Source organism: Streptomyces sp. NPDC087845, assembly GCF_044742755.1.
In the GTDB taxonomy this organism is placed as follows: Bacteria; Actinomycetota; Actinomycetes; order Streptomycetales; family Streptomycetaceae; genus Streptomyces.
In genome coordinates, this window is sequence record NZ_JBIUVC010000015.1 from 122,768 (window position 1) to 142,925 (window position 20,158).

At 70.5% G+C, this 20,158-nt stretch carries 19 protein-coding genes; 10 read left to right on the forward strand and 9 right to left on the reverse strand.

Features of this window, described 5'->3' with window-relative positions; genetic code table 11:
• Positions 1-45 precede the first annotated feature (45 nt).
• From ACIOMQ_RS31500 to ACIOMQ_RS31510, 3 genes are read left to right on the forward strand one after another with little or no spacing between them, the layout of a single operon-like run.
• Positions 46-408 (forward strand): hypothetical protein, encoded by a 363-nt coding sequence (locus ACIOMQ_RS31500; RefSeq protein ID WP_362203055.1) that lies wholly within the window; start codon positions 46-48, stop codon positions 406-408.
• A complete protein-coding gene (locus ACIOMQ_RS31505; protein WP_401939817.1) occupies positions 405-1,886 on the forward strand; it encodes a cation acetate symporter in 1,482 nt (493 codons plus the stop codon). Before ACIOMQ_RS31500 ends, ACIOMQ_RS31505 begins: the two co-directional genes overlap by 4 nt.
• Complete coding sequence (locus ACIOMQ_RS31510) at positions 1,883-3,073, forward strand: sensor histidine kinase (RefSeq protein ID WP_401939820.1); 1,191 nt, start codon at positions 1,883-1,885, stop codon at positions 3,071-3,073. The genes ACIOMQ_RS31505 and ACIOMQ_RS31510 overlap by 4 nt, the downstream gene beginning before the upstream one ends.
• Positions 3,074-3,091: 18 nt before the next feature.
• Here the strand turns inward: ACIOMQ_RS31510 and ACIOMQ_RS31515 are convergent, their stop codons facing one another.
• Positions 3,092-3,610 carry a hypothetical protein gene (locus tag ACIOMQ_RS31515; RefSeq protein WP_401988165.1) on the reverse strand — a complete coding sequence of 173 codons (519 nt, stop codon included), beginning with the start codon at positions 3,608-3,610 and terminating at the stop codon, positions 3,092-3,094.
• Between the two features lie 125 nt (positions 3,611-3,735).
• On the opposite strand from ACIOMQ_RS31515, the gene ACIOMQ_RS31520 reads away from it, so the two are divergent.
• Positions 3,736-3,933: a zf-HC2 domain-containing protein gene (locus ACIOMQ_RS31520; protein WP_362203043.1), complete on the forward strand. Its 198-nt coding sequence runs from the start codon at positions 3,736-3,738 to the stop codon at positions 3,931-3,933.
• Here the strand turns inward: ACIOMQ_RS31520 and ACIOMQ_RS31525 are convergent.
• The 3 genes from ACIOMQ_RS31525 to ACIOMQ_RS31535 all read right to left on the reverse strand — a co-directional run bounded on the left by ACIOMQ_RS31525 (position 3,867) and on the right by ACIOMQ_RS31535 (position 6,667).
• Positions 3,867-4,433: a sigma-70 family RNA polymerase sigma factor gene (locus tag ACIOMQ_RS31525; RefSeq protein ID WP_362203040.1), complete on the reverse strand. Its 567-nt coding sequence runs from the start codon at positions 4,431-4,433 to the stop codon at positions 3,867-3,869. The genes ACIOMQ_RS31520 and ACIOMQ_RS31525 overlap by 67 nt on opposite strands.
• A gap of 214 nt (positions 4,434-4,647) precedes the next feature.
• The gene (locus ACIOMQ_RS31530) at positions 4,648-6,096 is read right to left on the reverse strand and encodes an amino acid permease (protein ID WP_402191324.1); all 1,449 of its coding nucleotides are present in this window, start codon (positions 6,094-6,096) and stop codon (positions 4,648-4,650) included.
• A 109-nt stretch (positions 6,097-6,205) separates the two neighbouring features.
• Complete coding sequence (locus ACIOMQ_RS31535; protein ID WP_362203034.1) at positions 6,206-6,667, reverse strand: universal stress protein; 462 nt, start codon at positions 6,665-6,667, stop codon at positions 6,206-6,208.
• Between the two features lie 165 nt (positions 6,668-6,832).
• Here ACIOMQ_RS31535 and ACIOMQ_RS31540 point away from each other — a divergent pair, with 165 nt between their 5' ends.
• A complete protein-coding gene (locus tag ACIOMQ_RS31540; RefSeq protein ID WP_362203031.1) occupies positions 6,833-7,675 on the forward strand; it encodes a polysaccharide deacetylase family protein in 843 nt (280 codons plus the stop codon).
• Positions 7,676-8,079: 404 nt separating this feature from the next.
• Here the strand turns inward: ACIOMQ_RS31540 and ACIOMQ_RS31545 are convergent, their stop codons facing one another.
• The 3 genes from ACIOMQ_RS31545 to ACIOMQ_RS31555 form a co-directional block, all read right to left on the reverse strand.
• Complete coding sequence (locus tag ACIOMQ_RS31545) at positions 8,080-8,613, reverse strand: hypothetical protein (protein ID WP_401757145.1); 534 nt, start codon at positions 8,611-8,613, stop codon at positions 8,080-8,082.
• A 175-nt stretch (positions 8,614-8,788) separates the two neighbouring features.
• The gene (locus tag ACIOMQ_RS31550; protein ID WP_362203025.1) at positions 8,789-9,556 is read right to left on the reverse strand and encodes a DUF4239 domain-containing protein; all 768 of its coding nucleotides are present in this window, start codon (positions 9,554-9,556) and stop codon (positions 8,789-8,791) included.
• A gap of 15 nt (positions 9,557-9,571) precedes the next feature.
• Positions 9,572-9,703, reverse strand: coding sequence for a hypothetical protein (locus tag ACIOMQ_RS31555; RefSeq protein ID WP_351827172.1), 132 nt, complete (start codon positions 9,701-9,703; stop codon positions 9,572-9,574).
• A gap of 1,115 nt (positions 9,704-10,818) precedes the next feature.
• Between ACIOMQ_RS31555 and ACIOMQ_RS31560 the strand changes: the two genes are divergently transcribed.
• Both ACIOMQ_RS31560 and ACIOMQ_RS31565 read left to right on the forward strand, forming a co-directional pair.
• On the forward strand, positions 10,819-11,637 hold the full coding sequence (locus ACIOMQ_RS31560; RefSeq protein ID WP_402191327.1) for an SAM-dependent methyltransferase: 819 nt from the start codon (positions 10,819-10,821) through the stop codon (positions 11,635-11,637).
• The gene (locus ACIOMQ_RS31565; RefSeq protein ID WP_362203018.1) at positions 11,634-13,808 is read left to right on the forward strand and encodes an EAL domain-containing protein; all 2,175 of its coding nucleotides are present in this window, start codon (positions 11,634-11,636) and stop codon (positions 13,806-13,808) included. The genes ACIOMQ_RS31560 and ACIOMQ_RS31565 overlap by 4 nt, the downstream gene beginning before the upstream one ends.
• Positions 13,809-13,905: 97 nt before the next feature.
• Here ACIOMQ_RS31565 and ACIOMQ_RS31570 read toward each other — a convergent pair whose 3' ends face one another.
• Positions 13,906-14,796, reverse strand: a complete 891-nt coding sequence (locus ACIOMQ_RS31570) for a LysR substrate-binding domain-containing protein (RefSeq protein ID WP_362203015.1) — start codon at positions 14,794-14,796, stop codon at positions 13,906-13,908.
• 95 nt (positions 14,797-14,891) lie between these two features.
• Here ACIOMQ_RS31570 and ACIOMQ_RS31575 point away from each other — a divergent pair, with 95 nt between their 5' ends.
• The 3 genes from ACIOMQ_RS31575 to ACIOMQ_RS31585 are packed head-to-tail and all read left to right on the forward strand — an operon-like array spanning position 14,892 to position 18,293.
• Complete coding sequence (locus ACIOMQ_RS31575) at positions 14,892-15,599, forward strand: succinate dehydrogenase (protein WP_362203012.1); 708 nt, start codon at positions 14,892-14,894, stop codon at positions 15,597-15,599.
• A gap of 1 nt (position 15,600) precedes the next feature.
• Entirely contained in the window at positions 15,601-17,550 is a 1,950-nt protein-coding gene (locus ACIOMQ_RS31580) for a fumarate reductase/succinate dehydrogenase flavoprotein subunit (RefSeq protein WP_401939833.1), read from the forward strand.
• On the forward strand, positions 17,547-18,293 hold the full coding sequence (locus ACIOMQ_RS31585; protein WP_362203006.1) for a succinate dehydrogenase/fumarate reductase iron-sulfur subunit: 747 nt from the start codon (positions 17,547-17,549) through the stop codon (positions 18,291-18,293). Before ACIOMQ_RS31580 ends, ACIOMQ_RS31585 begins: the two co-directional genes overlap by 4 nt.
• Before the next feature lie 72 nt (positions 18,294-18,365).
• Here the strand turns inward: ACIOMQ_RS31585 and ACIOMQ_RS31590 are convergent, their stop codons facing one another.
• Positions 18,366-20,129, reverse strand: a complete 1,764-nt coding sequence (locus tag ACIOMQ_RS31590; protein ID WP_402191329.1) for a glycosyl hydrolase family 18 protein — start codon at positions 20,127-20,129, stop codon at positions 18,366-18,368.
• Positions 20,130-20,158 lie beyond the last annotated feature (29 nt).

A 20,158-nucleotide genomic window follows, 5' to 3' on the forward strand; every position in this document is an offset into this window, starting at 1 on the left:
AAACCTCTTCCCAGGGCGGTCCGGTGCTGCGTACACTCCGGGCCCATGTCCGCAGAGCCAGCGCCCCGGCGCGAAGTGGTGACGGGGGAGCCCCGGCGGGTGCGCCCGCTGCCGCGCTACCGCACCCAGTCGGAGATCGACGAGCAGACCGCACTGGGCGGTGCGTACGTCCGTTCACTGATGCGCAGTCAGTTGCGGGCCGGACTGACCGCGTTCACCGTCCTCGCCGTGGTCGTCGGCACGCTGCCGCTGGTCTTCGAGGCCCTGCACAGCGCCGCGCTCGTCTGGGCGGTCCTCGGGTTCGCCGCCTATCCGCCACTGACCCTGACCGCCTGGTGGTACGTGCGAAGAGCCGAGCGCAACGAGCGCGACTTCGCCCGGCTCGTGGAAGGCCGCCCCGCACCGTGAGCCGTACGTACGCGGTGGCGGCCGTCGCCGCCGTCGTGGTCGCGACCGTCCTCGTCGGTGGCTTCGGGCTGCGCATCTCCCGCACCACCTCCGACTTCTACGTCGCCTCGCGCACCGTACGGCCCCGGCTCAACGCCGCGGCCATCAGCGGCGAATACCTCTCCGCAGCCTCCTTCCTCGGCATCGCGGGCCTGGTCCTCGTGCACGGCCCGGACATGCTCTGGTACCCGGTCGGATACACCGCGGGCTACCTGGTGCTGCTGGTCTTCGTCGCCGCACCGCTGCGCCGCTCGGGGGCGTACACCCTGCCCGACTTCGCCGAGGGGCGACTGGAATCGCGGCAGGTGCGCAGACTGGTGAGCGTGTTCGTCGTCGCGGCGGGCTGGCTCTACCTCGTCCCGCAACTCCAGGGCGCGGGACTGACGCTCAAGATCCTCACCGGGGCGCCCGGCCGGCTCGGCGATGTGCTCGTCGCGGCCGTCGTCGTCATCGCCGTCGCCGCCGGCGGCATGCGGTCCATCACCTTTGTGCAGGTCTTCCAGTACTGGCTGAAACTGACCGCACTCCTCGTCCCCGCGATCTTCCTGGTGCTCGCCTGGCACGGCGACGGGCAGCCCCGTGTCACCTTCGACGAACAGCTCTCCGTCTTCCGCGCCGACCATCCGCTCTACGCCACCTACGGACTGATCGTCGCGACGTTCCTCGGCACCATGGGCCTGCCCCATGTCGTCGTCCGCTTCTACACCAGCCCCAACGGCCGCGACGCCCGCCGCACGACGGTCGCCGTCCTCGCCCTCGTCGGCGTCTTCTACCTGCTGCCGCCGGTCTACGGCGCACTGGGCAGGCTGTACGCCCCGGAACTCATCCACGGCGGAGAAGCCGACGCCGCCGTGCTGCTGCTGCCCGGCCGGGTGATCGGCGGGCTCGGCGGGGATCTGCTCGGCGCGCTCATCGCGGGCGGCGCCTTCGCCGCGTTCCTGTCGACCGCCTCCGGCCTCACGATGGCCGTCGCCGGCGTCATCACCCAGGACGTGCTCCCGTCGCGCGGGGTGCGGCACTTCCGGCTCGCCACCGTCCTCGCCATGTGCGTACCGCTGGCCGGTTCACTGGTGGTCAGCAGGGTGCCGGTGGCCGACTCGGTGGGGATGGCGTTCGCCGTCTCCGCGTCCTCCTTCTGCCCGCTGCTGGTCCTCGGCATCTGGTGGCGGCGGCTCACCCCGCCCGGTGCGATCGCCGGACTGCTGCTCGGCGGCGGCTCCGCATTCCTGTCCGTCGCCATCACCGTCAGCGGCGCGGTCCGACCGCCCGGCTGGCCGCACGCCCTGCTCGCCTGGCCCGCCGTGTGGTCGGTGCCGGTCGGCTTCCTCGCCATGGTCCTGGTGTCCCTCGCCACGCCCGGCCGGATACCGCCCGGCACGAACGCCGCGATGACCCGCTTCCACCTGCCGGAAGCCCTGACCTCCGGGAGGTACCGATGACCGGAGCCGGGTGCGCCGTACTCGTCCTGCTCGCCGTCCTGCTGTTCGCCGCGGGACTCCTGCTCGGCCGCCGCACCGTCCGCCCGGTCCGCACCAGCGACGTCGGAACACCCGTCGAGCACGCCACCTTCGAGACGCTGCACACGGCCTCGCTCGCGGCGCCCCCGCTGCGCGCCGGACTCACCGGGGAAAGTGCCCGCAAATCAGCCCGCGGGCTCCGCTCCCTGCTCGGTACCGACGCCCTCTGCCTCACCGACCGCGACCGGGTGCTCGTCTGGGACGGCACGGGCGAACACCACGGCCGTCATGTCATGGACCAGGTGCGGGGCCTCCTCGCCAGCGGCCGTGACACCGCCTTCTCCAGCGACTGCGACGACCTCGACTGCCCGCTGCGCTGGGCCGTGGCCGTACCCCTCACCGTCGACCACCGGGTCCTCGGCACCCTCATCGCCTACGCCCCGCGCGAATCGGCCGTACTGGCCAGAGCGGCCGGAGAGGTGGCCCGCTGGGTCTGCGTCCAGTTGGAACTCGCCGAACTCGACCGCTCCCGCACGCAGCTCATCGAGGCCGAGATCAGGGCCCTGCGGGCCCAGATCTCCCCGCACTTCATCTTCAACTCACTCGCCGCCATCGCCTCGTTCGTCCGCACCGACCCCGAGCAGGCCCGCGAACTCCTGCTGGAATTCGCCGACTTCACCCGCTACTCGTTCCGCAGCCACGGCGACTTCACCACCCTCGCCGACGAACTCCACTCCATCGACCAGTACCTGGCACTGGTACGGGCCCGCTTCGGCGAACGGCTCGCCGTCACCCTCCAGGTCGCCCCCGAGGTGCTGCCCGTCGCCCTGCCGTTCCTCTGCCTCCAGCCCCTCGTCGAGAACGCCGTCAAACACGGCCTCGAAGGGGCCGTGACCCGCAGCCGCATCACCATCAGCGCTCTCGACGCCGGTTCCGAGGCCGAGGTCGTCATCGAGGACGACGGCACCGGGATGGACCCGGAACGCCTGCGCCACATCCTGCGCGGAGAGGGCGGCCACTCCACCGGAATCGGGCTGCTGAACGTCGACGAACGGCTGCGCCAGGTGTACGGGGACGACTACGGGCTCGTCATCGAGACCGGCATCGGCGCCGGGACGAAGATCACCGTACGGCTGCCGAAGTACCGTGCGGGAGTGCACGGTTCCTGACCGGACGGCCCGGGGCGCTCAGTGGAGATGGACCGCCAGATGCCCGAGCGGCAGCCCCAGCTGCCAGGCCGGCGTCCACACCTGGGCCGCCTCCTCCGCCTCCGCTCCCTCGCCCATAGGCTCCCTGCGCGGCGGACCCAGCGCATCGAGGTCGGCCGCGAGCAGCTCGGTCTCCTCCAGCCACCGCCAGGCGGCGCGGGCCAGCGCCAGGTCGGGATCCGTGCCGCGGGGCGCGGGCCCCGCCGCCTCCGGCGCATCGAGCCGCTCGCAGATCCAGCCGCGCCAGGCCGCCCCGTATGCCGTCAGCAGCCGCAGCTCGTCCATCCGGGCCGCGGGCAGCGCGGCGTCCACCCCGCCGTCGGAGAGGAAGATGGTGAGCGCGAGCGCGTCGCGGCCCGCGCGGTACTCCAGCGTGGAGGGCTCCATCAGATCGCCCGTCCGCAGCAGCTCGTCGGCGAGGTACTCGGCGTACATCCAGGCCATCGGGACCAGCAGCTGCCCGCCCCCACTGGTTCCGTCCTGACGTTCCGGGCGCATCCCGTCCCGCCCCTTCCTCTTCTCGGCACCGGGCTTCACGGAGCATTGAACCGGGGGAGCGCGCTCCGCGTGGCCAGAAGGACAGGATCCGTCACGACCGGATCCGTCCACGACGTGAGGATGCGATGACGGCCGATCCCGAGGAGGGCCCACACGTGCGGCAGTTGCTCGGCGCCTATGTGCTCGATGCGCTCACGGTCGGCGAGACCCGCGCGGTCTCCCGCCACCTGCTGGGCTGCGACCGCTGCGCCGCCGATTACGTAGAGGTCGCGGAGGCCGTTTCGCTCCTCGCCCTGCTGGGCGAGCAGGACCTGCTGGAGTAGCCCGGCAGGCTGCGGGAGAGCTGACGCAGCGCGTAGTAGGACCGGGACTTGACCGTGCCCGCCGGAATACCGAGAGCCCGAGCCGTCTCGCCCACGCTCAGCCCGCGGAAATACATCTGGACGAGGACCGCGCGGTGTTCCGGGCTGAGGGTGCGTATCGCATCGCGCACGTCGAGGGCCGAGACCGCGGCCTCGGCGGTGTCCTCCTCGGCCGCGGCGGCCTCCAGCACGGCATCGCCGACCTCGGCCGGCCGGGCCTGCCGCGACCGGCGCGCATCGATCGCGAGACGCCGCGCGACGGTGAAGAGCCAGGGCCGCATCGACTCGTACGGGGCGTCGAAGGCCTCCGGATGCTGCCAGGCCCGCACCAGCGTCTCCTGGAGGAGGTCCTCGGCCCGCTGCCGGTCGCCGAAGGTCAGTCCGAGCAAGAAGTGGAACAGTGCGGGGCCGTGCTCCCGCTGGAGATCCGCGAGGGTCCGCTCATCGGTCGTCGTGGTCATCGTGAACGCCCTTCTCCGCGGAGGCCCGTGCCGCTTCGCTGCCGACTGCCGTATCCGAACGCATCGCGGAGCCGGGGAACAGGCGGGGGGCGGCTCCGTGCGACGAGCGGTCGCACGGTGCGGCGAATGGTGCGGTGAACGGTCGGGCGGTCGCCGGGGCGGTCGCCCGCGCGCGGCGGGCAGCGGGCGGTGCGGTGCCGGTGCGGGCGCCGGGTCAGCCCGTTCCCGTTCCGGTACCCGCCTCCGGTGTCTTCGCCATCTCCGACTTCCGGTACGAGTAGCCGAAATAGATCACGAGACCGACCAGGAACCACACCACGAACCGCACCCACGTCTGCCACTGGAGGAAGGTGATCAGCCAGATCGAGAACACCACACCCAGAGCCGGCACGAACGGCATGCCGGGGGTGCGGAACGTACGCGGCAGATCGGGCTGCTTGTAGCGCAGCACGATCACCGCGATGCACACCACCACGAACGCCAGCAGAATGCCGATGTTCGTCAGCTCGGCGGCCTCACCGATCGGGAGGAACCCGGCGATCACGGCCGATGCCGCGCCGACGATCCAGGTCACCCGGGTCGGCACGTGGCGGGTCGGGTGGGTCTTGGCGAACCACTTCGGCAGCAGCCCGTCGCGGCTCATCGAGAACCACACCCGGGTCACGCCGAGCATGAAGGTGAACATCACGGTGAGGATGCCGATGATCGCACCCACCGCGATCACATCGGCGAGCCGGCTGAGCCCCACCGACTTGAAGGCCGTGGAGAAACCGGACTCCGGATCGATCTCCTTGTAGTTCTGCATCCCCGTCAGCACGAGACAAGCCGCCACATAGAGCACCATGGAGATGCCGAGGGAGTACAGGATCGCCTTCGGCATGTGCCGCTGGGCGTCCTTGGACTCCTCGGCCGCCGTCGACATGGCGTCGTACCCGAACACCGCGAAGAACACGGTGGCCGCACCGGTGAACGCGCCGCTCACCCCGAACGGGAAGAAGGGGTTGTAGTTGGCGGTGTTGATGTGGAACATGCCGACGCCGATGACGAGCAGCACGACCAGCACCTTCAGGACGACCACGACCGTTTCGAAGCGGGCCGCGTTCTTGATGCCGAGGGTCAGCAGGTACGCCACGAGCAGGCAGAGCAGCGCGGCGAACAGGTCCACCCGATGGCCGTCCCCGGTGCCGGGCGCGCCCAGCATCCACTTCGGCACGTCCAGCCCCATCTCCCCGAGCAGGAAGCTGAAGTAGCCGGAGATACCGATCGCGACCACGGCGACGATCGCCGTGTACTCCAGCAGCAGGTCCCAGCCGATGAACCAGCCCACCAGCTCGCCGAGCACCGCGTATCCGTAGGTGTACGCGGAACCGGCCTTCGGAATCAGACCCGCGAACTCCGCGTAACTGAAGGCGGCCGCCGCGCTCGCCACACCCGCGATCAGGAAGGAGACGAGCACCGCGGGCCCGGCGGTGCCGTTCGCCACCGTGCCGGCGAGGGTGAAGATACCCGCGCCGATGATCCCGCCCACGCCGATCGCCGTGAGCTGCCACAACCCGAGCGTTCTGGTGAGCTGGGTGGTGACGTCCCCTGCCGGCCTCTTCTCGTCGATCTGCTCGATCGGCTTGCGGCGCAGTACACCCTCGCCCACTCGAAGCCTGGCCATGAGTCACCTCTCCGCTGACGGCTGTCCCTGACGGGCGCTCATGATGGCCCAGCCCGGGCCGGTGCGGAAGACGGCGTGCCGTCGGGCGGAGGTGAGGATTCCGCGACGGTTACGGGACCACCGTGACGGGCCAGCGGCCCGCCTTCACCAGCCGGATCGCCACCGAACCGATGAACCGGTGCCCGGCGGACTCCGACGCTCCCACCACGACGGCGTCGGCCTTCAGCTCGTCCGCCGCTGTCACGAGTCCGTTGTAGGGGTCACCGCGGAAGGTGTGGAACTCCCAGCGCACATCCCATATGTCCTTCATCCGCTCCGTCGCCTGCCGGATCTCGTTCACCAGCTCCTCCGCGATCTCGCCGGTCGCATCGGCGACGGGTGCGCCGAGCGCGGCCCCCGCGGGCAGCACGGGCTGGACGTAGACGAGGGCGAGCACGGCCCCCTGCCGACGGGCGAGGCCCGCCGCGTACGCGGCGGCACGCATGGAGGAATCGGAGCCGTCGAGGCCGGAGACGATCACTTTTGGGCCGTCTGTGCCACGCTCGAACTGGTGGGGGTGCTGGTCTGTCACGGCAGTGAGGCTATCCGCTCCCGGCGCGGGCTCCGTCCCGGGCTGCGGCACGGTCCGGGACGGAGCTGCCGGTTGCCACGGACGCGGTCCTCCCATCGGGTGCAAAACCCCCCGTGGCCGGTGTCGTTGACCGGATCGGGCCGGACGGCGTGCGAGCAGTTGGTCATGAAAAACGACCAGAGGCTGCCGGGGCGCAGGGCGCTGCTGCGACTGGCCGCCGGACTCGGCACCGCCGGTGCCGTACGCGTGATCGCCGCGGATCCGGCCGGGGCGCCGTTCCGGCCCGCCGCAGAGCTCCCGGAGGGGGCTGCCGGGCCCCCGGCCGTCCGCCGGGAGCTGCCCTCCGCCCACCGGCTCCAGCCCATGACCGCGGGCTCTCCGCCCCGCTTCCGGCCCGCGGCGCCACCCGTCCGCACCAGGCCCTTCGAGAAACTGTCCGAGATCGGGCACGCCATGGTGCTCACCTTCGACGACGGGCCCGACCCGCTCTACACCCCCCGCATCCTCGCCACGCTGCGCAAGTACGACGTCCGCGCGATGTTCTTCGTCTGCGGAGGGATGGCCGACGAGAACCCGGACCTGGTACGCGCGATCGCCGGCGACGGTCACACCATCGGCAACCACTCCTGGACCCATCCCCTGGTCACCCGGCTCTCCCGGGCCGGTGTCCGCGACGAGCTGGGCACCACCAGCGAGGTGATCGAGAAGATCACCGGCACTCCGCCGTTCTGGTACCGGGCGCCCTACGGAGCATGGAACCGGAACTCCTTCGAGATCGGCGCCGAGCTGGGCATGGAGCCGATGGCCTGGACCCTCGACACGCTGGACTGGACCGAACCCGGTGCCGGGACGATCGTCCGCAGGGTCCGGAAGGGGGCGGCGCCCGGCGTCGTGGTGCTGTCGCACGACGCGGGAGGCAACCGTTCGCAGAGCGTGTCCGCGCTGCGGCGGTATCTGCCCGAACTGCTCGACGAGGGCTATCGGATCACGGTGCCGCGGCGGCGGTGAGCGGGCGGTCGGCACTCAGCGGCCGCGGCGCGGCCGGTGCGGCCGGACCGCCGGGTCCGGGACGCCCGGTCCGGCGGCTGCCTGTCGGGCGGCGGCCGGGGCGGCGACCGGCCGGGGAGGGCCCAGGGAGAAGTCCGCGCCGTTGCGCGCCGGAGCCGGGCCGGCCCGGCACCGCCAGGGCGGGGGCGCCCCGCGGCGCGTCCCGATCCGCTCGGCGCGCCGGCTGTCCCGGCCCAGGGCGCTCCCTTCGCCGCGACGTGTGGAACGTTGGGCGCCGGGCGGACGGGCGGACGGGCGGCGATCGGGGAAGGGCGAACGGGTGGCACCGGCCCGATACGCCCGTCGCCCCGAGTCCTGCGACAGGACCCGGGGCGACGGGCGTATCGGACCGCACTGCCCTGCTCTCAGTGCGGGCGGCTCTCCTTGCGCAGGCGCACCACGTAGATGGTGACGGTGGCCGTGACCACCGCCAGCGCCGTTCCTGCGGCGACCTGCGCGGTGTTCATCCGGTCGATGCCACCGCCGATTCCGCCCCGCGCACCGGCCGGAGCGACCGGGGCGCTCGCGGTGGGGGCGGCGGAGGGCGTGCCGACCGTGAGACCGGCCTTCGCCGTGGCGCCGGGCGACGTGTTGCAGATGAATGTCACCTCGTAGGCGGCGCCGGGTCTCGCGTCCCGGTCGACCGTGGCCGCGGCGGTGCCGCCCCTGGGGATGGTGACCGTGTCGAATACTCCGGAGCCGGCCGTTGCGGTTGTGGAGCACCCCCGGGCGGCCAGGGTGACCTGGCTCCCCGGCGCGATCACCGACGGAGTGACGGTGTATCCGGTCGCGGAGGACGCGCCTCCCGACGTCTCGGCCGATGCGGTCGCGGCCGGAGCGGTCAGGGTGAGAACGGCGGCGCCGAGCAGGGCGACGGGTGCGGCGCCTATGGCACGCATGGGTGAATCCTCCGGTTCCCCGAGGAGCAGTTGCGGAACGGTTTTCCACAAAGCGTCAGAAATGCGCCTCGACGGGCCACACGCTAGAAGTCGTACATTTCACCGGCGATCGGAGTGCGCCGCCCGGGGCACCGGTTTCCCCCGAGCGGCGCACCGCCCGCACCTCGTGGGACCGCTATCCGCCTGCCGCGCCGGGGAACAGGTCGAGGAACGGTGCCGCGGTGGCCGAGATGCCCCGGCCGAAGGGGGAGTCGAAGTCCCAGATCAGAAAGAGGAGAAAAGCGATCAGGACGCTGAAGAGCCCGGCCAGCAGCAGTTCGCGGAACGTTCTGCGGATCTGCAGCGTGAAGATCAGCCCGATGGTCACCAGCGCCCCGGTGATCAGGCCGAACCAGACCACGCCCGGCATCGTCGCACCGGCACTCTGCCCGCGCGCGCTGCGCGCGTCGTCGACCGCGGCGACCGCGTCGACCAGTGGCTGATATGCCTGCCCTTCGTGGTCGTTCTTCGGCTGGTAGCCGGTGACATCGGCGCGCACCCGGGCGAGGAGCCGGGACCCCTCGTCGTCGAGTGAGCCGTGCTCGGTCATCGACCGCCACTCGTCGTGGACGACGAAGTGCACGTAGGCGTCGACATCGGCGCGGATGCGCTTGCGCACCTCGGCAGGGTAGACGGCGGAGCGGACGCTCACCTCGTGCAGGGCCTGGGCCTCCTGGCGTACGTACTCCTGGGCGGAGCTGCGGCCCTCCCAGACGCCCGCGATGGCGAGGCCCAGCACGATCGCGTAGACGACGCCGATCATCATTGTCATGTACTCGATGACGTCAGGGGTCTCGGACGGGTCGTCATCCTCTCGGACCCGGCGGTTGTTGAGTACGGCGATGGTCAGGACGACGGCGCTGGCCGCGATCATCGCGAGGGTGAGAACAAGCCATTCCGACATGGGTTTCTCCGGAGGTCATCGGGAGCGGGGACGCAGTACGGCGACGGCGAACACCGCGGGCGCCGTGATCAGCAGGGTGAGGGTGACCAGGGAGGTGCCGCGCCGCGGGACCTTGCGCGGCGGCTTGCGGTAGGTGGGCAGCGCCACGGGCCGGGGTGCGGGAGGCGTGGGGCGTACGGATGGCGAGGGTGAGGGGGGCGGTGGCGCGAGGACCGGTTCCGGTCGCGGCGGTGCGGGAGACGGCGGCGGGGGCGGAGGCGGTGGAGGCGGTGGAGGCGGTGGAGGAGGCGGAGGGGCAGGAGGGGCAGGAGGGGCAGGAGGAGTCGGGGACGGGGGTGGCGGCGCGGGTCGTGGGGTCGGCTCGGGCGACGGGCCCGCGTGGCAGTGACCGCTGCCCGACACGGCGAACGCCGAATTCCCGCCGCCCTCACCGATGGAGGCGTACGCGCAGCTGTCCGCCGCGGCAGGGGCTGGGGCGGACAGCAGCCAGAGGAGTGCGACGGCTGTCGTGAGCCGTCCTATGAGTGATCCGTACACGACGGGGAGCATGTTCCGGCCGCTCGCGGGACACGCCCGGAACGGCCCGGATTCCCCTGATGGTGGGGACCTGGGGCGCCGGGTGTTTGCGGCCCCGAGAAATTCCGCGCGCCACAACTGACCCGAGCGGCAGGGGATTCACGCACTGCCGCTTCGACGGCCCGGCAACTCACCAATGCGGATCCGCCGGCGCACCGCTATGCCACTGGTCGCTGTGCAGCACGCCAATGTGCGGGATGTGGGCGGCACTTGGTAGGCGTCCGCGCTGGCGGCTGTTGCCCCATTGGCAAGGAATGACGTCAAAGGCGTCGCCGTCCAGGGCTTTGTCGCCTTCGGCCGGCCCGAGGAAACTCAAGTGACAAGTCATTGACTGCCGGTAGGTCCATACCTTTTGGGGGGTGTTCTCCGGACTCCTTCCGGATCTCCTCCGGTGATGTGAAGCCCGGAGACATCAACCGCCGTGCTATCGGGGCCACATGGTACGCGGTGCCCCCGGGTGTCGAACCGGTGGGCGCCCCATGTAACGCAGAAGTGCCTCTCCGGGTCGCTCCGTGGCCACCTGTCACAGGCAGCGACGGGGCGGTTGCACATGCCACTGGTGTGTGACCAATAACGGACGGCTAATTTCCGTTTCCGCTCGCTCTCCTGGCGGGCGATCAGTAGCCTCTGGTCAACACTGACCATGAACATGGCCGGATCGCCGTGGCGACTTGTTGGAGACATCGATGGAGCGTCCCGCCTGGGCACAGCAAGGCATAGACATTTCGGTGCCGAGCGTGTCTCGCATGTACGACTTCTATCTGGGCGGATCGCACAATTTCGAGGTGGACCGGGAAGCGGCTCGCAAGGCCATGGAGTTCATGCCGGGGCTCCCCAAGATCATGCAGGCGAATCGCGCCTTTATGCGCAGGGCCGTGCGCTATGCGGTGAGCGAGGGCATCACCCAGTTTCTGGACATCGGCTCCGGAATACCGACTTTCGGCAATGTGCACGAAGTCGCACAGACGGCCGACCCCGAGGCCCGGGTCGCCTATGTCGATCACGATCCCGTCGCGGTCGCGCACAGCCGGGCCGTACTCGAAGGGAACGAGCGGGCGATGATCGCCGCCGCCGATCTCCGTCGCCCGCAGGAGATCGTGAAGAGCCCGGAGATCTCCGGACTGCTCGACCTGGACCGTCCGGTGGCCCTGCTGCTCGTCGCCGTACTCCATTTCATCGAGGACGCCGACGACCCGCAGACCGCGGTCGCGGAGCTGCGCGAGGCCCTCGCCCCCGGCAGCCTCGTCGTCATCACCCACGCCTCGTACGAGGGCATTCCGCTTTCCCAGGAGGAGGCCGGCGGCGCGGTCGGCGTCTACAAGGACATCCGCAGCCCCCTGGTCATGCGGTCGCGCGACGAGGTTGCCCGGTTCTTCGAGGGATACGAGATGGTCGAGCCCGGACTCGTGTCGATGCCGGACTGGCGTCCCGACACCCCCCTGGCGCCGGAGCAGGAGGACCCATTCGCCTTCTCGGGCTTCGCGGGAGTGGGACGCAAGGCGTGAGCATTCCCGCCCAGTCGTCCGGAGGGCCCGACACGGAGCCCGACGGCCCCGAGGACCGGCTCCGGAGATTCGCCACGATCTGGAGCAGGGCCACCTTCCCCTCGACGGCCACCTCCATGACGCGCACGGAGTTCGAACAGCACCTGCTGCCGCTGGCCCGCGGGCTCAGTGAGATCCTGCACGCGCGGCCCTTCGACGCGGCGCCCGCGAGCGAGGTGGGCGCCGCCCTCGTCGCCGCGCACTGCATGGATCCCGACGCGCTCAGCAGCACGCTCGGCGTCATCGACTCGTACCTCGTGCTCTATTGCGGCAGCAACGGCGCCACGGCGCTGTCGACCGAGGACAGCAGGGCCCGCTGCGCCCGGATACAACACGCCCTCGCGGGCGGGTTCACCCAGGCCCTGCGCGAGCGGACCCTCGCGGAACAGGAGGCCATCGCCCGCTCGGCGCTCACCGCCCGCTCGGACGCCGAGCAGGCACTGCACGCCACCGAGGCGCGCTTCCGCGCCGTCTTCAAGGACGCGGCCGTCGGCATCGGGATCGCCGACCTGGACGGCCGTGTGCTGGAGGTCAACGACACCCTCACCCGGATGTTCGGCGGGCTCGAACACCATGTGCGCAGCCACCGGCTCAACGAGTGGGTCCACCCCGAGGACTCGCCGCAGGTGTGGAAGTACTACAGCGAGCTGGTACGCGGCGAACGCGAGCACTACCGGGTCGAGAAGCCGTACTACCGCAACGACGGCACGGTGTTGTGGACCAACCTGACGGTGTCCCTGCTGCGCGACTCCGAGGGGCGGCCGGAATATCAGCTGGCGCTGATGGAGGACACCACGGAGCGCAGACTGCTCAACCTGCGGCTGCGGTACGAGGCCACCCATGACGCGCTCACCGGCCTGCCCAACCGGACGCTGTTCTTCGAACGGCTGGAGAAGGCACTCTCCGCCGACGACGGCAGCCGCTTCGGTCTCTGCTACCTCGACCTCGACGGCTTCAAGGCGATCAACGACAGCCTCGGCCACGCGTCGGGAGACCGGCTGCTGGTCGAGGTGGCCGACCGGCTGCAGAGCTGTGCGACCGCGCCCGGCGAGATGGTCGCGCGGCTCGGCGGCGACGAGTTCGTGGCCCTGACCACCGGCCCCGACACCCAGAAGGAGGTGGACGAGCTGGCCTGCCGCATCCTCGGCGTGCTCGGCACCCCGATCCGGCTGGAAGGCCGGGAGCTGACCGTACGCGGATCCATCGGGATCGTCGAGGGGCCGGCCGGTGAACGGAGCGCCGCCGAGGTGCTGCGCAGCGCCGACATCACCATGTACCGGGCCAAGTCGGCGGGCGGCAACCGCTTCGAGCTCGCCGACGCCGAGGCGGACGCCCGTGCCATCACCCGGCACGGGCTGACCACGGCCCTGCCGGCCGCTCTGGAACGCGGTGAGTTCTTCATCGAGTACCAACCCCTCGTGCACCTCGGCGACGGCACGGTGCACGGTGCGGAGGCGCTGGTGCGCTGGTGCCACCCGCAGCACGGGGTGCTCGGTCCCGACCGGTTCATCCCGCTCGCCGAGCACACCGGGCTGATCGTGCCGCTCGGCCGCTGGGTGCTGGAGGAGTCCGTGCGCCAGGCCAACTTCTGGCAGGAGCGGCACAGCGACGGCGGTCCGCTGCGGATCAATGTCAACCTCTCGCCCACCCAGCTGCACCATCCGCGGCTGGTCGCCGAGACGGTCGACGTGCTGGAGCGGTCGGGCCTCGAAGCCGGGGCGCTGTGTCTGGAGGTCACGGAGTCCGCCCTCATCGGCGCGGACGACGATCTGCTCAAGCCGCTGCGGCAACTGGCCGAAATGGGCGTCGACATAGCGCTCGACGACTTCGGCACCGGGTACTCGAACCTGGCGAACCTGCGCCGGCTTCCGGTGAGCGTGCTCAAGCTGGACCGTTCCTTCACCCAGGGCATGCAGCAGCATCCGGCGGACCCGGTCGATCTGAAGATCGTCGAGGGAATCGTCTCGCTGGCGCACAGCCTGGACCTCGCGGTCACGGTGGAGGGCGTGGAGACGGGGGCTCAGGCGGAGCAGCTGCGGGAGTTGGGGTGCGACACGGCGCAGGGGTGGTACTACGCCCGGCCCGGTGCGCCCGACCGGATCCACTCGCTGCTGCTGGCCGACGCGGTGTGAAGGGGCCGGACGGGCTCGATCGGTACGGAATCGGGCCCGTCCGGCGTTCGAGGGCGGGGTGCGTTCGAGGCCGCGTGACGGGCGGACCCGGGCCGGCTCAGCCCGTGCGGCCGGCGAGCAGCACCTGCTGCAGCTCGCGGGCCGCGCGCGGCGGCGCCACGTCGCTGCGGTGTGCGAGCGCGATCGTGCGCCGCAGGCCGGGGCGGGCCAGTGGCGTGGTCCGCAGGTCGTGGCCGGCCCGGGTGGCGACCATGCTGGGCACGACCGCGATCCCGAGCCCCGCCCGGACGAAGCCGAGCACCGCGTCCATCTCGCCGCCCTCCACGGTGAACGACGGCTCGAAGCCCTCCGCCCGGCAGGCGGCGACCGTCAGTTCGCGCAGGTCGTAGCCGTGCCGGAACATCACCAGGGATTCCCCCTGAAGGTCGGTGATCCGTACGCTGCCGCCCCGGCCGGGTCGCGGCGCCCGCGCCGACGACACCACGACCAGGTCCTCCTGGAGCAGCTCGACCGTGGTGAGCGCGGGAGACGCGGCGGGCAGCGGCAGCACGACGAGGGCGAGATCGAGTGCCCCGCGCGCCAGCTCCCGTACGAGGTCCAGCGAACCGCCCTCCTCCAGCAGCAGCTGGATCCCCGGATGCCGGTCGTGGAACGCGCGCAGCACGTCGGGCAGCAGGCCCGTGCAGAGGCTGGGCGTCGCGCCGAGCCGGACCCGGCCCCGGCGGAGCTGAGCCAGCTCCTGCACCTCGTGGCGTGCGGTGTCGGCGTCCGCGAGGATGCGGCGGGCCAGCGGCAGCAGGGCCTCGCCCGCGTCGGTGAGGGTGATGTTGCCGCGGGCCCGGCTGAACAGCTCCGCCCCCAGCTCGTTCTCCAGAGCCCGGATCTGCTGGGAGAGCGAGGGCTGCGAGACATGCACCTCCTCGGCGGCGCGGGTGAAGTGCCGGGTTTCCGCCACGGCCACGAAGTACGTCAGCTGCTGGAACTGCATACACCCAGCGTAGCGGCCTCGATAGGGAACGGCTATGGAGATGAGCCGGTTCATGTCTTGGACTGATGGGGCCGTTCGGCCCTAGCGTCGTGTCCATGGCATTGGCAACACGGACGGACCGACGGCCGTCCATGACGCGTACGCTCTGGGACTCGTCCGTCGGCAAGAAGACGATCATGGCCGTGAGCGGTCTGGTCATGCTCCTCTATTTGGTTGCCCACATGATCGGCAACCTGAAGATCTTCTTCGGATCCGGTGAGTTCAACCACTACGCGCACTGGCTGCGGACCATGGGCGAGCCCGTCCTGCACTACGAGTGGGCCCTGTGGATCGTCCGTGTCGTGCTCGTCGCCGCCGTCGTCCTGCACGCCGTCTCGGCGTACCAGCTGAGCCGCCGCGACATCAGGGCCCGCCCCGCCGCGTACGTCCACAAGAAGCCGCGTGCCAGCTATGCGACCCGGACCATGCGCTGGGGCGGGATCATCCTCGCCCTGTTCATCGTCTGGCACATCCTCGACCTGACGACGGGCACCGCGCACCCCGGCGGATTCCAGTCCGGGAAGCCGTACCAGAACGTCATCGACACCTTCTCCACCTGGTACGGCAACACCGTCTACATCGTCGCCATGCTCGCCCTCGGGCTCCACATCCGGCACGGCTTCTGGAGCGCGGCCCAGACGCTCGGTGCGGGAAAGGCGACCCGCGACCGTGTCCTCAAGACCATCGCCAACGTCCTCGCAGCGGTGCTGACGGTGGGCTTCACCTCCATACCCGTCGCCGTCATGACCGGAGTCGTGAGCTGACATGACCGACTACTCGCACTACGAGACGGGTGCCCCCGTCGTCGACACCAAGGCCCCCGAAGGCCCCGTCGCCGAACGCTGGGACACCCGTCGCTTCCAGGCCAAGCTGGTCAACCCGGCCAACCGCCGCAAGCACACCGTCATCGTCGTCGGCACCGGCCTGGCCGGCGGTTCGGCCGGTGCGACGCTGGCCGAACAGGGCTACCACGTCGTCCAGTTCTGCTTCCAGGACTCGCCCCGGCGCGCCCACTCCGTCGCCGCCCAGGGCGGCATCAACGCCGCGAAGAACTACCGCAACGACGGCGACTCGATCCACCGGCTCTTCTACGACACGGTCAAGGGCGGCGACTTCCGCGCCCGCGAGTCCAACGTCCACCGGCTCGCCCAGATCTCCGTCGAGATCATCGACCAGTGCGTGGCCCAGGGCGTCCCCTTCGCCCGCGAGTACGGCGGGCTCCTCGACAACCGCTCCTTCGGCGGCGTCCAGGTCTCCCGTACCTTCTACGCCCGTGGCCAGACGGGGCAGCAACTTCTCCTCGGCGCCTACCAGGCACTGTCGAGGCAGATCGCCGCCGGCAACGTCGAACTGCACGCCCGCACCGAGATGCTCGACCTGATCATCGTCGACGGCAAGGCCCGGGGCATCGTCGCCCGTGATCTCGTCACCGGGAAGATCGACACCTACTTCGCCGACGCGGTCGTCCTGGCCAGCGGCGGCTACGGCAATGTCTTCTACCTGTCGACGAACGCCATGAACTCCAACGCCACCGCCATCTGGCGCGCCCACCGGCGCGGCGCCTACTTCGCCAACCCCTGCTTCACCCAGATCCACCCCACCTGCATCCCGCGCACCGGCGACCACCAGTCCAAGCTGACGCTGATGAGCGAGTCGCTGCGCAACGACGGCCGGATCTGGGTACCGAAGGCCAAGGGCGACAACCGCCCCGCGAACGAGATCCCCGAGGACGAGCGCGACTACTACCTGGAGCGCATCTACCCCGCCTTCGGCAACCTCGTACCCCGAGACATCGCCTCGCGCGCCGCGAAGAACGTCTGCGACGAGGGACGCGGTGTCGGCCCCGGCGGACAGGGCGTCTACCTGGACTTCGCCGAAGCCATCCGGCGGATGGGCCGGGCCGGGGTGGAGGAGAAGTACGGCAACCTCTTCGACATGTACGCGCGGATCACCGCGGAGAACCCGTACGAGACCCCGATGCGGATCTACCCCGCCGTGCACTACACGATGGGCGGACTCTGGGTCGACTACGACCTCCAGACCACGATCCCGGGCCTGTTCGCGATCGGGGAGGCCAACTTCTCCGACCACGGCGCCAACCGGCTCGGTGCCTCCGCGCTGATGCAGGGCCTCGCCGACGGCTACTTCGTCCTGCCGTCGACCATCAACGACTACCTGGCCCGCAACCCGCACCACGACGAGGTCGACGCCTCGCACCCCGCCGTCGAAGAGGTCGTCGCCGACACCGAGGACCGGCTGAACCTGCTGCTCTCCGTCGACGGCGACCGCACCCCCGACTCCTTCCACCGCGAGATCGGTGAACTCATGTGGGAGTACTGCGGCATGGCCCGCACCGAAGGCGGGCTGCGCAAGGCTCTCGACCGGATCCCGCAGATCCGCGAGGAGTTCTGGCGCCGCATCAAGGTGCCCGGCACCGGCGACGAGTTCAACCAGTCGCTGGAGAAGGCCAACCGCATCGTCGACTATCTGGAACTCGCCGAGCTCATGTGCCTCGATGCCCTGCACCGCGCCGAGTCCTGCGGAGGCCACTTCCGCGAGGAGTCGCAGACCCCGGACGGCGAAGCCGCCCGCCGCGACGAGGAGTTCTCGTACGCCGCCGCCTGGGAATTCTCCGGCACCGGCGAGGCCCCCGTCCTGCACAAGGAAGACCTCGTCTTCGAGTACGTCCACCCCACTCAGCGGAGCTACGCATGAAGCTCACCCTGCGCGTCTGGCGCCAGAAGAACGCCGACGCCCCCGGCGCCATGTCCACCTACGAGGTGGACGGCATCTCGCAGGACATGTCGTTCCTGGAGATGCTCGACTCCCTCAACGAGGAACTCATCCTCGCCGGGGACGATCCCGTCGCCTTCGACCACGACTGCCGCGAAGGCATCTGCGGGGCCTGCAGCCTCGTCATCAACGGCGACGCCCACGGCCCCGAGCGCACCACCACCTGCCAGCTCCACATGCGGTCCTTCGAGGACGGCGACACGATCGACATCGAACCGTGGCGCGCCTCCGCCTTCCCCGTCGTCAAGGACCTGGTCGTGGACCGCTCGGCCTTCGACCGGATCATCCAGGCGGGCGGCTACATCTCCGCACCGACCGGCACCGCCCCCGAGGCGCACGCCACACCGGTGCCCAAGCCGGACGCCGACTCCGCCTTCGAGCACGCCGAGTGCATCGGCTGCGGCGCCTGCGTCGCGGCCTGCCCCAACGGCTCGGCGATGCTCTTCACCTCGGCCAAGATCAACCACCTCAACGTCCTGCCGCAGGGCGCCCCCGAGCGGGAGACCCGGGTTCTCGACATGGTCGGACAGATGGACACCGAGGGTTTCGGCGGCTGCACCCTCACCGGGGAGTGCGCCACGGCCTGTCCCAAGGGCATCCCGCTGCCGTCGATCTCGGCCATGAACAAGGAGTGGCTGCGCGCGACCCGCAAGGTGCGCCGCTGAGGGAGCGGCAGAGTTCCCGGTCCCGGAGGCCGCCCACCTCCGGGGCCGGGAAGTCTCCGACGTCTCGCGGGGTCAGGACGTGACGGAGAGGTCGTCCGCGTAGACGGTGCCCTGTCCGTACCAGCCGTGCAGATAGACGGTCACCGTGCCGGTCGAACCGGTGGTGAACGTCACCGACTGCTTGGCGTAGCCGCTCGACGAACCCCAGGTGCTCGCCGAGGCGTCGCCCCGCACACCGAGGTATCCGTAGCTGCCCTGTACCCAACCGCTCAGCGTGTACGTGGTGTTGGGGGACAGGGTGAGCGTCTGCGTGCACTCGCCCGTCTGGGACGCGGTGGCCGCCGCGGCGAGCGCGTGCGCGCCGCCGTGCACCGGCGTGGAGACGACCGCGCCACCGGGCTCACAGGTCCAGGGGCTCGGCGAACCCGTCTCGAAGTCGCCGTTCACCAGCGCGCCGGTGCCGCCACCCGGACCCGACACCGTCAGGGTGAAGGCCGCCGTGTGACTGAGCGTGCCCGCCGTGCCGGTCACATTGATCTTGTACGTGCCGGGCGTCGAGGAAGCCGACGCGCTGACCGTCAGCTTCGACGTACCGCCTGCCGTGACCGAGGTCGGGCTGAGCGCCGCCGTCACCCCGGCGGGCGCCCCGCTCGTCGTCAGCGCGACGGTCTTGGCGTTGCCGGAGGTGACCGCGGTGTTCACGGTCGCCGTGGTGGAACCACCGGGGGCGACCGTGGCCGAACCGGGCGCCACGGCCACCGAGTAGTCGTCCGTCACCGGACCGGCGCCGCTCGTGAAGGGCGCGAAGGTGTGCGAGAAGTACCAGGTGTCCTGCGCGATGCCCGAGCAGGTGTCGCTGCCCCCGGTGCCGGGGCAGCCTCCGTTGTCGCGCTGGAGCGCCCAGAACGACAGCGTGCTGACGCCCTTGGACACGGCCCAGTTGTAGACGGCGGTCGCGTCGGCCGTCGTGAACGTCTCGGCCGGGCCGTAGTCGTCGATGCCCGGCATCTCGATGATGCCGGTCATGCCCCACAGCTGGGCGTCGGTCTTCGACGGGTACAGATCGGCCAGTTGACCCTTCAGGCCGGTGATCGCCGTCTGGGTGTCCTGCGCCATGTTGTGCGAGGCGCCGTCGTAGTAGTCGAACGTCATCAGGTTTACGACGTCGACCTTCGTGCCGTTGGACACGGCGTTCTCCAGCACCGCCAGACCGCTGTCGGCGAGGCCGCTCGTGGTGGTGGGCAGGGTGTAGGAGATCTGCACCGAACGCCCGTTGGCGGCGGCCCAGTCCTGCACCTTCTTGATCGCCTTGTTGCGGCGGTCCATTCCGGCGCTGTTCTCCAGCGAGTTGTCCTCGATGTCCATGTCGAGCCGGGACACGTCGTAGGTCGTGATGACCTTCTCGTACGCGGCGGCGATCGAGTCGACGCTGGTGCAGCTGTCGGCGATCTCGGTGCCGCCGTTGTCGGCCGCGTACCCGCCGAACGACGGGATCACATCGCCGCCGCGCGACCGGATGGTGGTGAAATCGGTGCCGAACTCGGACGGGGAGATGGGCTGGCTCGAATCGCCGTTCCAGTACGGGGTGCAGGAACCGCGGGCCTCCGTCTGGACGAAGGCCATGGTCAGATACTTGGCACCGGACTGCTCGGAGAGCGCGGCCGGGCTGTCTCCGTTGTACGCCTCGAAGTACGGGGCGAAGACATGCGCGGGCAGGGGAGTGGCGGCGGTGGCGGCGGCCTGCGCGCCGGCGCCCGATCCGAGGACCAGGCCGGCGGACGCGACAGTGGTTGCCAGGACACTCAGGACTGCGCCGAGTGTTCTTGGACGTCTCATGGGGTGCTCCCAGCGGGGTGAGACAACGG

What these genes read in the sequence shown, in the direction of transcription:
- ACIOMQ_RS31500 (WP_362203055.1), top strand. Translation starts at nt 46, where the DNA reads ATGTCCGCAGAGCCAGCGCCCCGGCGCGAAGTGGTGACGGGGGAGCCC.
- ACIOMQ_RS31510 (WP_401939820.1), top strand. Translation starts at nt 1,883, where the DNA reads ATGACCGGAGCCGGGTGCGCCGTACTCGTCCTGCTCGCCGTCCTGCTG.
- ACIOMQ_RS31515 (WP_401988165.1), bottom strand. Translation starts at nt 3,610, where the DNA reads ATGCGCCCGGAACGTCAGGACGGAACCAGTGGGGGCGGGCAGCTGCTG.
- ACIOMQ_RS31520 (WP_362203043.1), top strand. Translation starts at nt 3,736, where the DNA reads ATGACGGCCGATCCCGAGGAGGGCCCACACGTGCGGCAGTTGCTCGGC.
- ACIOMQ_RS31525 (WP_362203040.1), bottom strand. Translation starts at nt 4,433, where the DNA reads ATGACCACGACGACCGATGAGCGGACCCTCGCGGATCTCCAGCGGGAG.
- ACIOMQ_RS31530 (WP_402191324.1), bottom strand. Translation starts at nt 6,096, where the DNA reads ATGGCCAGGCTTCGAGTGGGCGAGGGTGTACTGCGCCGCAAGCCGATC.
- ACIOMQ_RS31540 (WP_362203031.1), top strand. Translation starts at nt 6,833, where the DNA reads ATGAAAAACGACCAGAGGCTGCCGGGGCGCAGGGCGCTGCTGCGACTG.
- ACIOMQ_RS31545 (WP_401757145.1), bottom strand. Translation starts at nt 8,613, where the DNA reads ATGCGTGCCATAGGCGCCGCACCCGTCGCCCTGCTCGGCGCCGCCGTT.
- ACIOMQ_RS31550 (WP_362203025.1), bottom strand. Translation starts at nt 9,556, where the DNA reads ATGTCGGAATGGCTTGTTCTCACCCTCGCGATGATCGCGGCCAGCGCC.
- ACIOMQ_RS31560 (WP_402191327.1), top strand. Translation starts at nt 10,819, where the DNA reads ATGGAGCGTCCCGCCTGGGCACAGCAAGGCATAGACATTTCGGTGCCG.
- ACIOMQ_RS31570 (WP_362203015.1), bottom strand. Translation starts at nt 14,796, where the DNA reads ATGCAGTTCCAGCAGCTGACGTACTTCGTGGCCGTGGCGGAAACCCGG.
- ACIOMQ_RS31575 (WP_362203012.1), top strand. Translation starts at nt 14,892, where the DNA reads ATGGCATTGGCAACACGGACGGACCGACGGCCGTCCATGACGCGTACG.
- ACIOMQ_RS31580 (WP_401939833.1), top strand. Translation starts at nt 15,601, where the DNA reads ATGACCGACTACTCGCACTACGAGACGGGTGCCCCCGTCGTCGACACC.
- ACIOMQ_RS31585 (WP_362203006.1), top strand. Translation starts at nt 17,547, where the DNA reads ATGAAGCTCACCCTGCGCGTCTGGCGCCAGAAGAACGCCGACGCCCCC.
- ACIOMQ_RS31590 (WP_402191329.1), bottom strand. Translation starts at nt 20,129, where the DNA reads ATGAGACGTCCAAGAACACTCGGCGCAGTCCTGAGTGTCCTGGCAACC.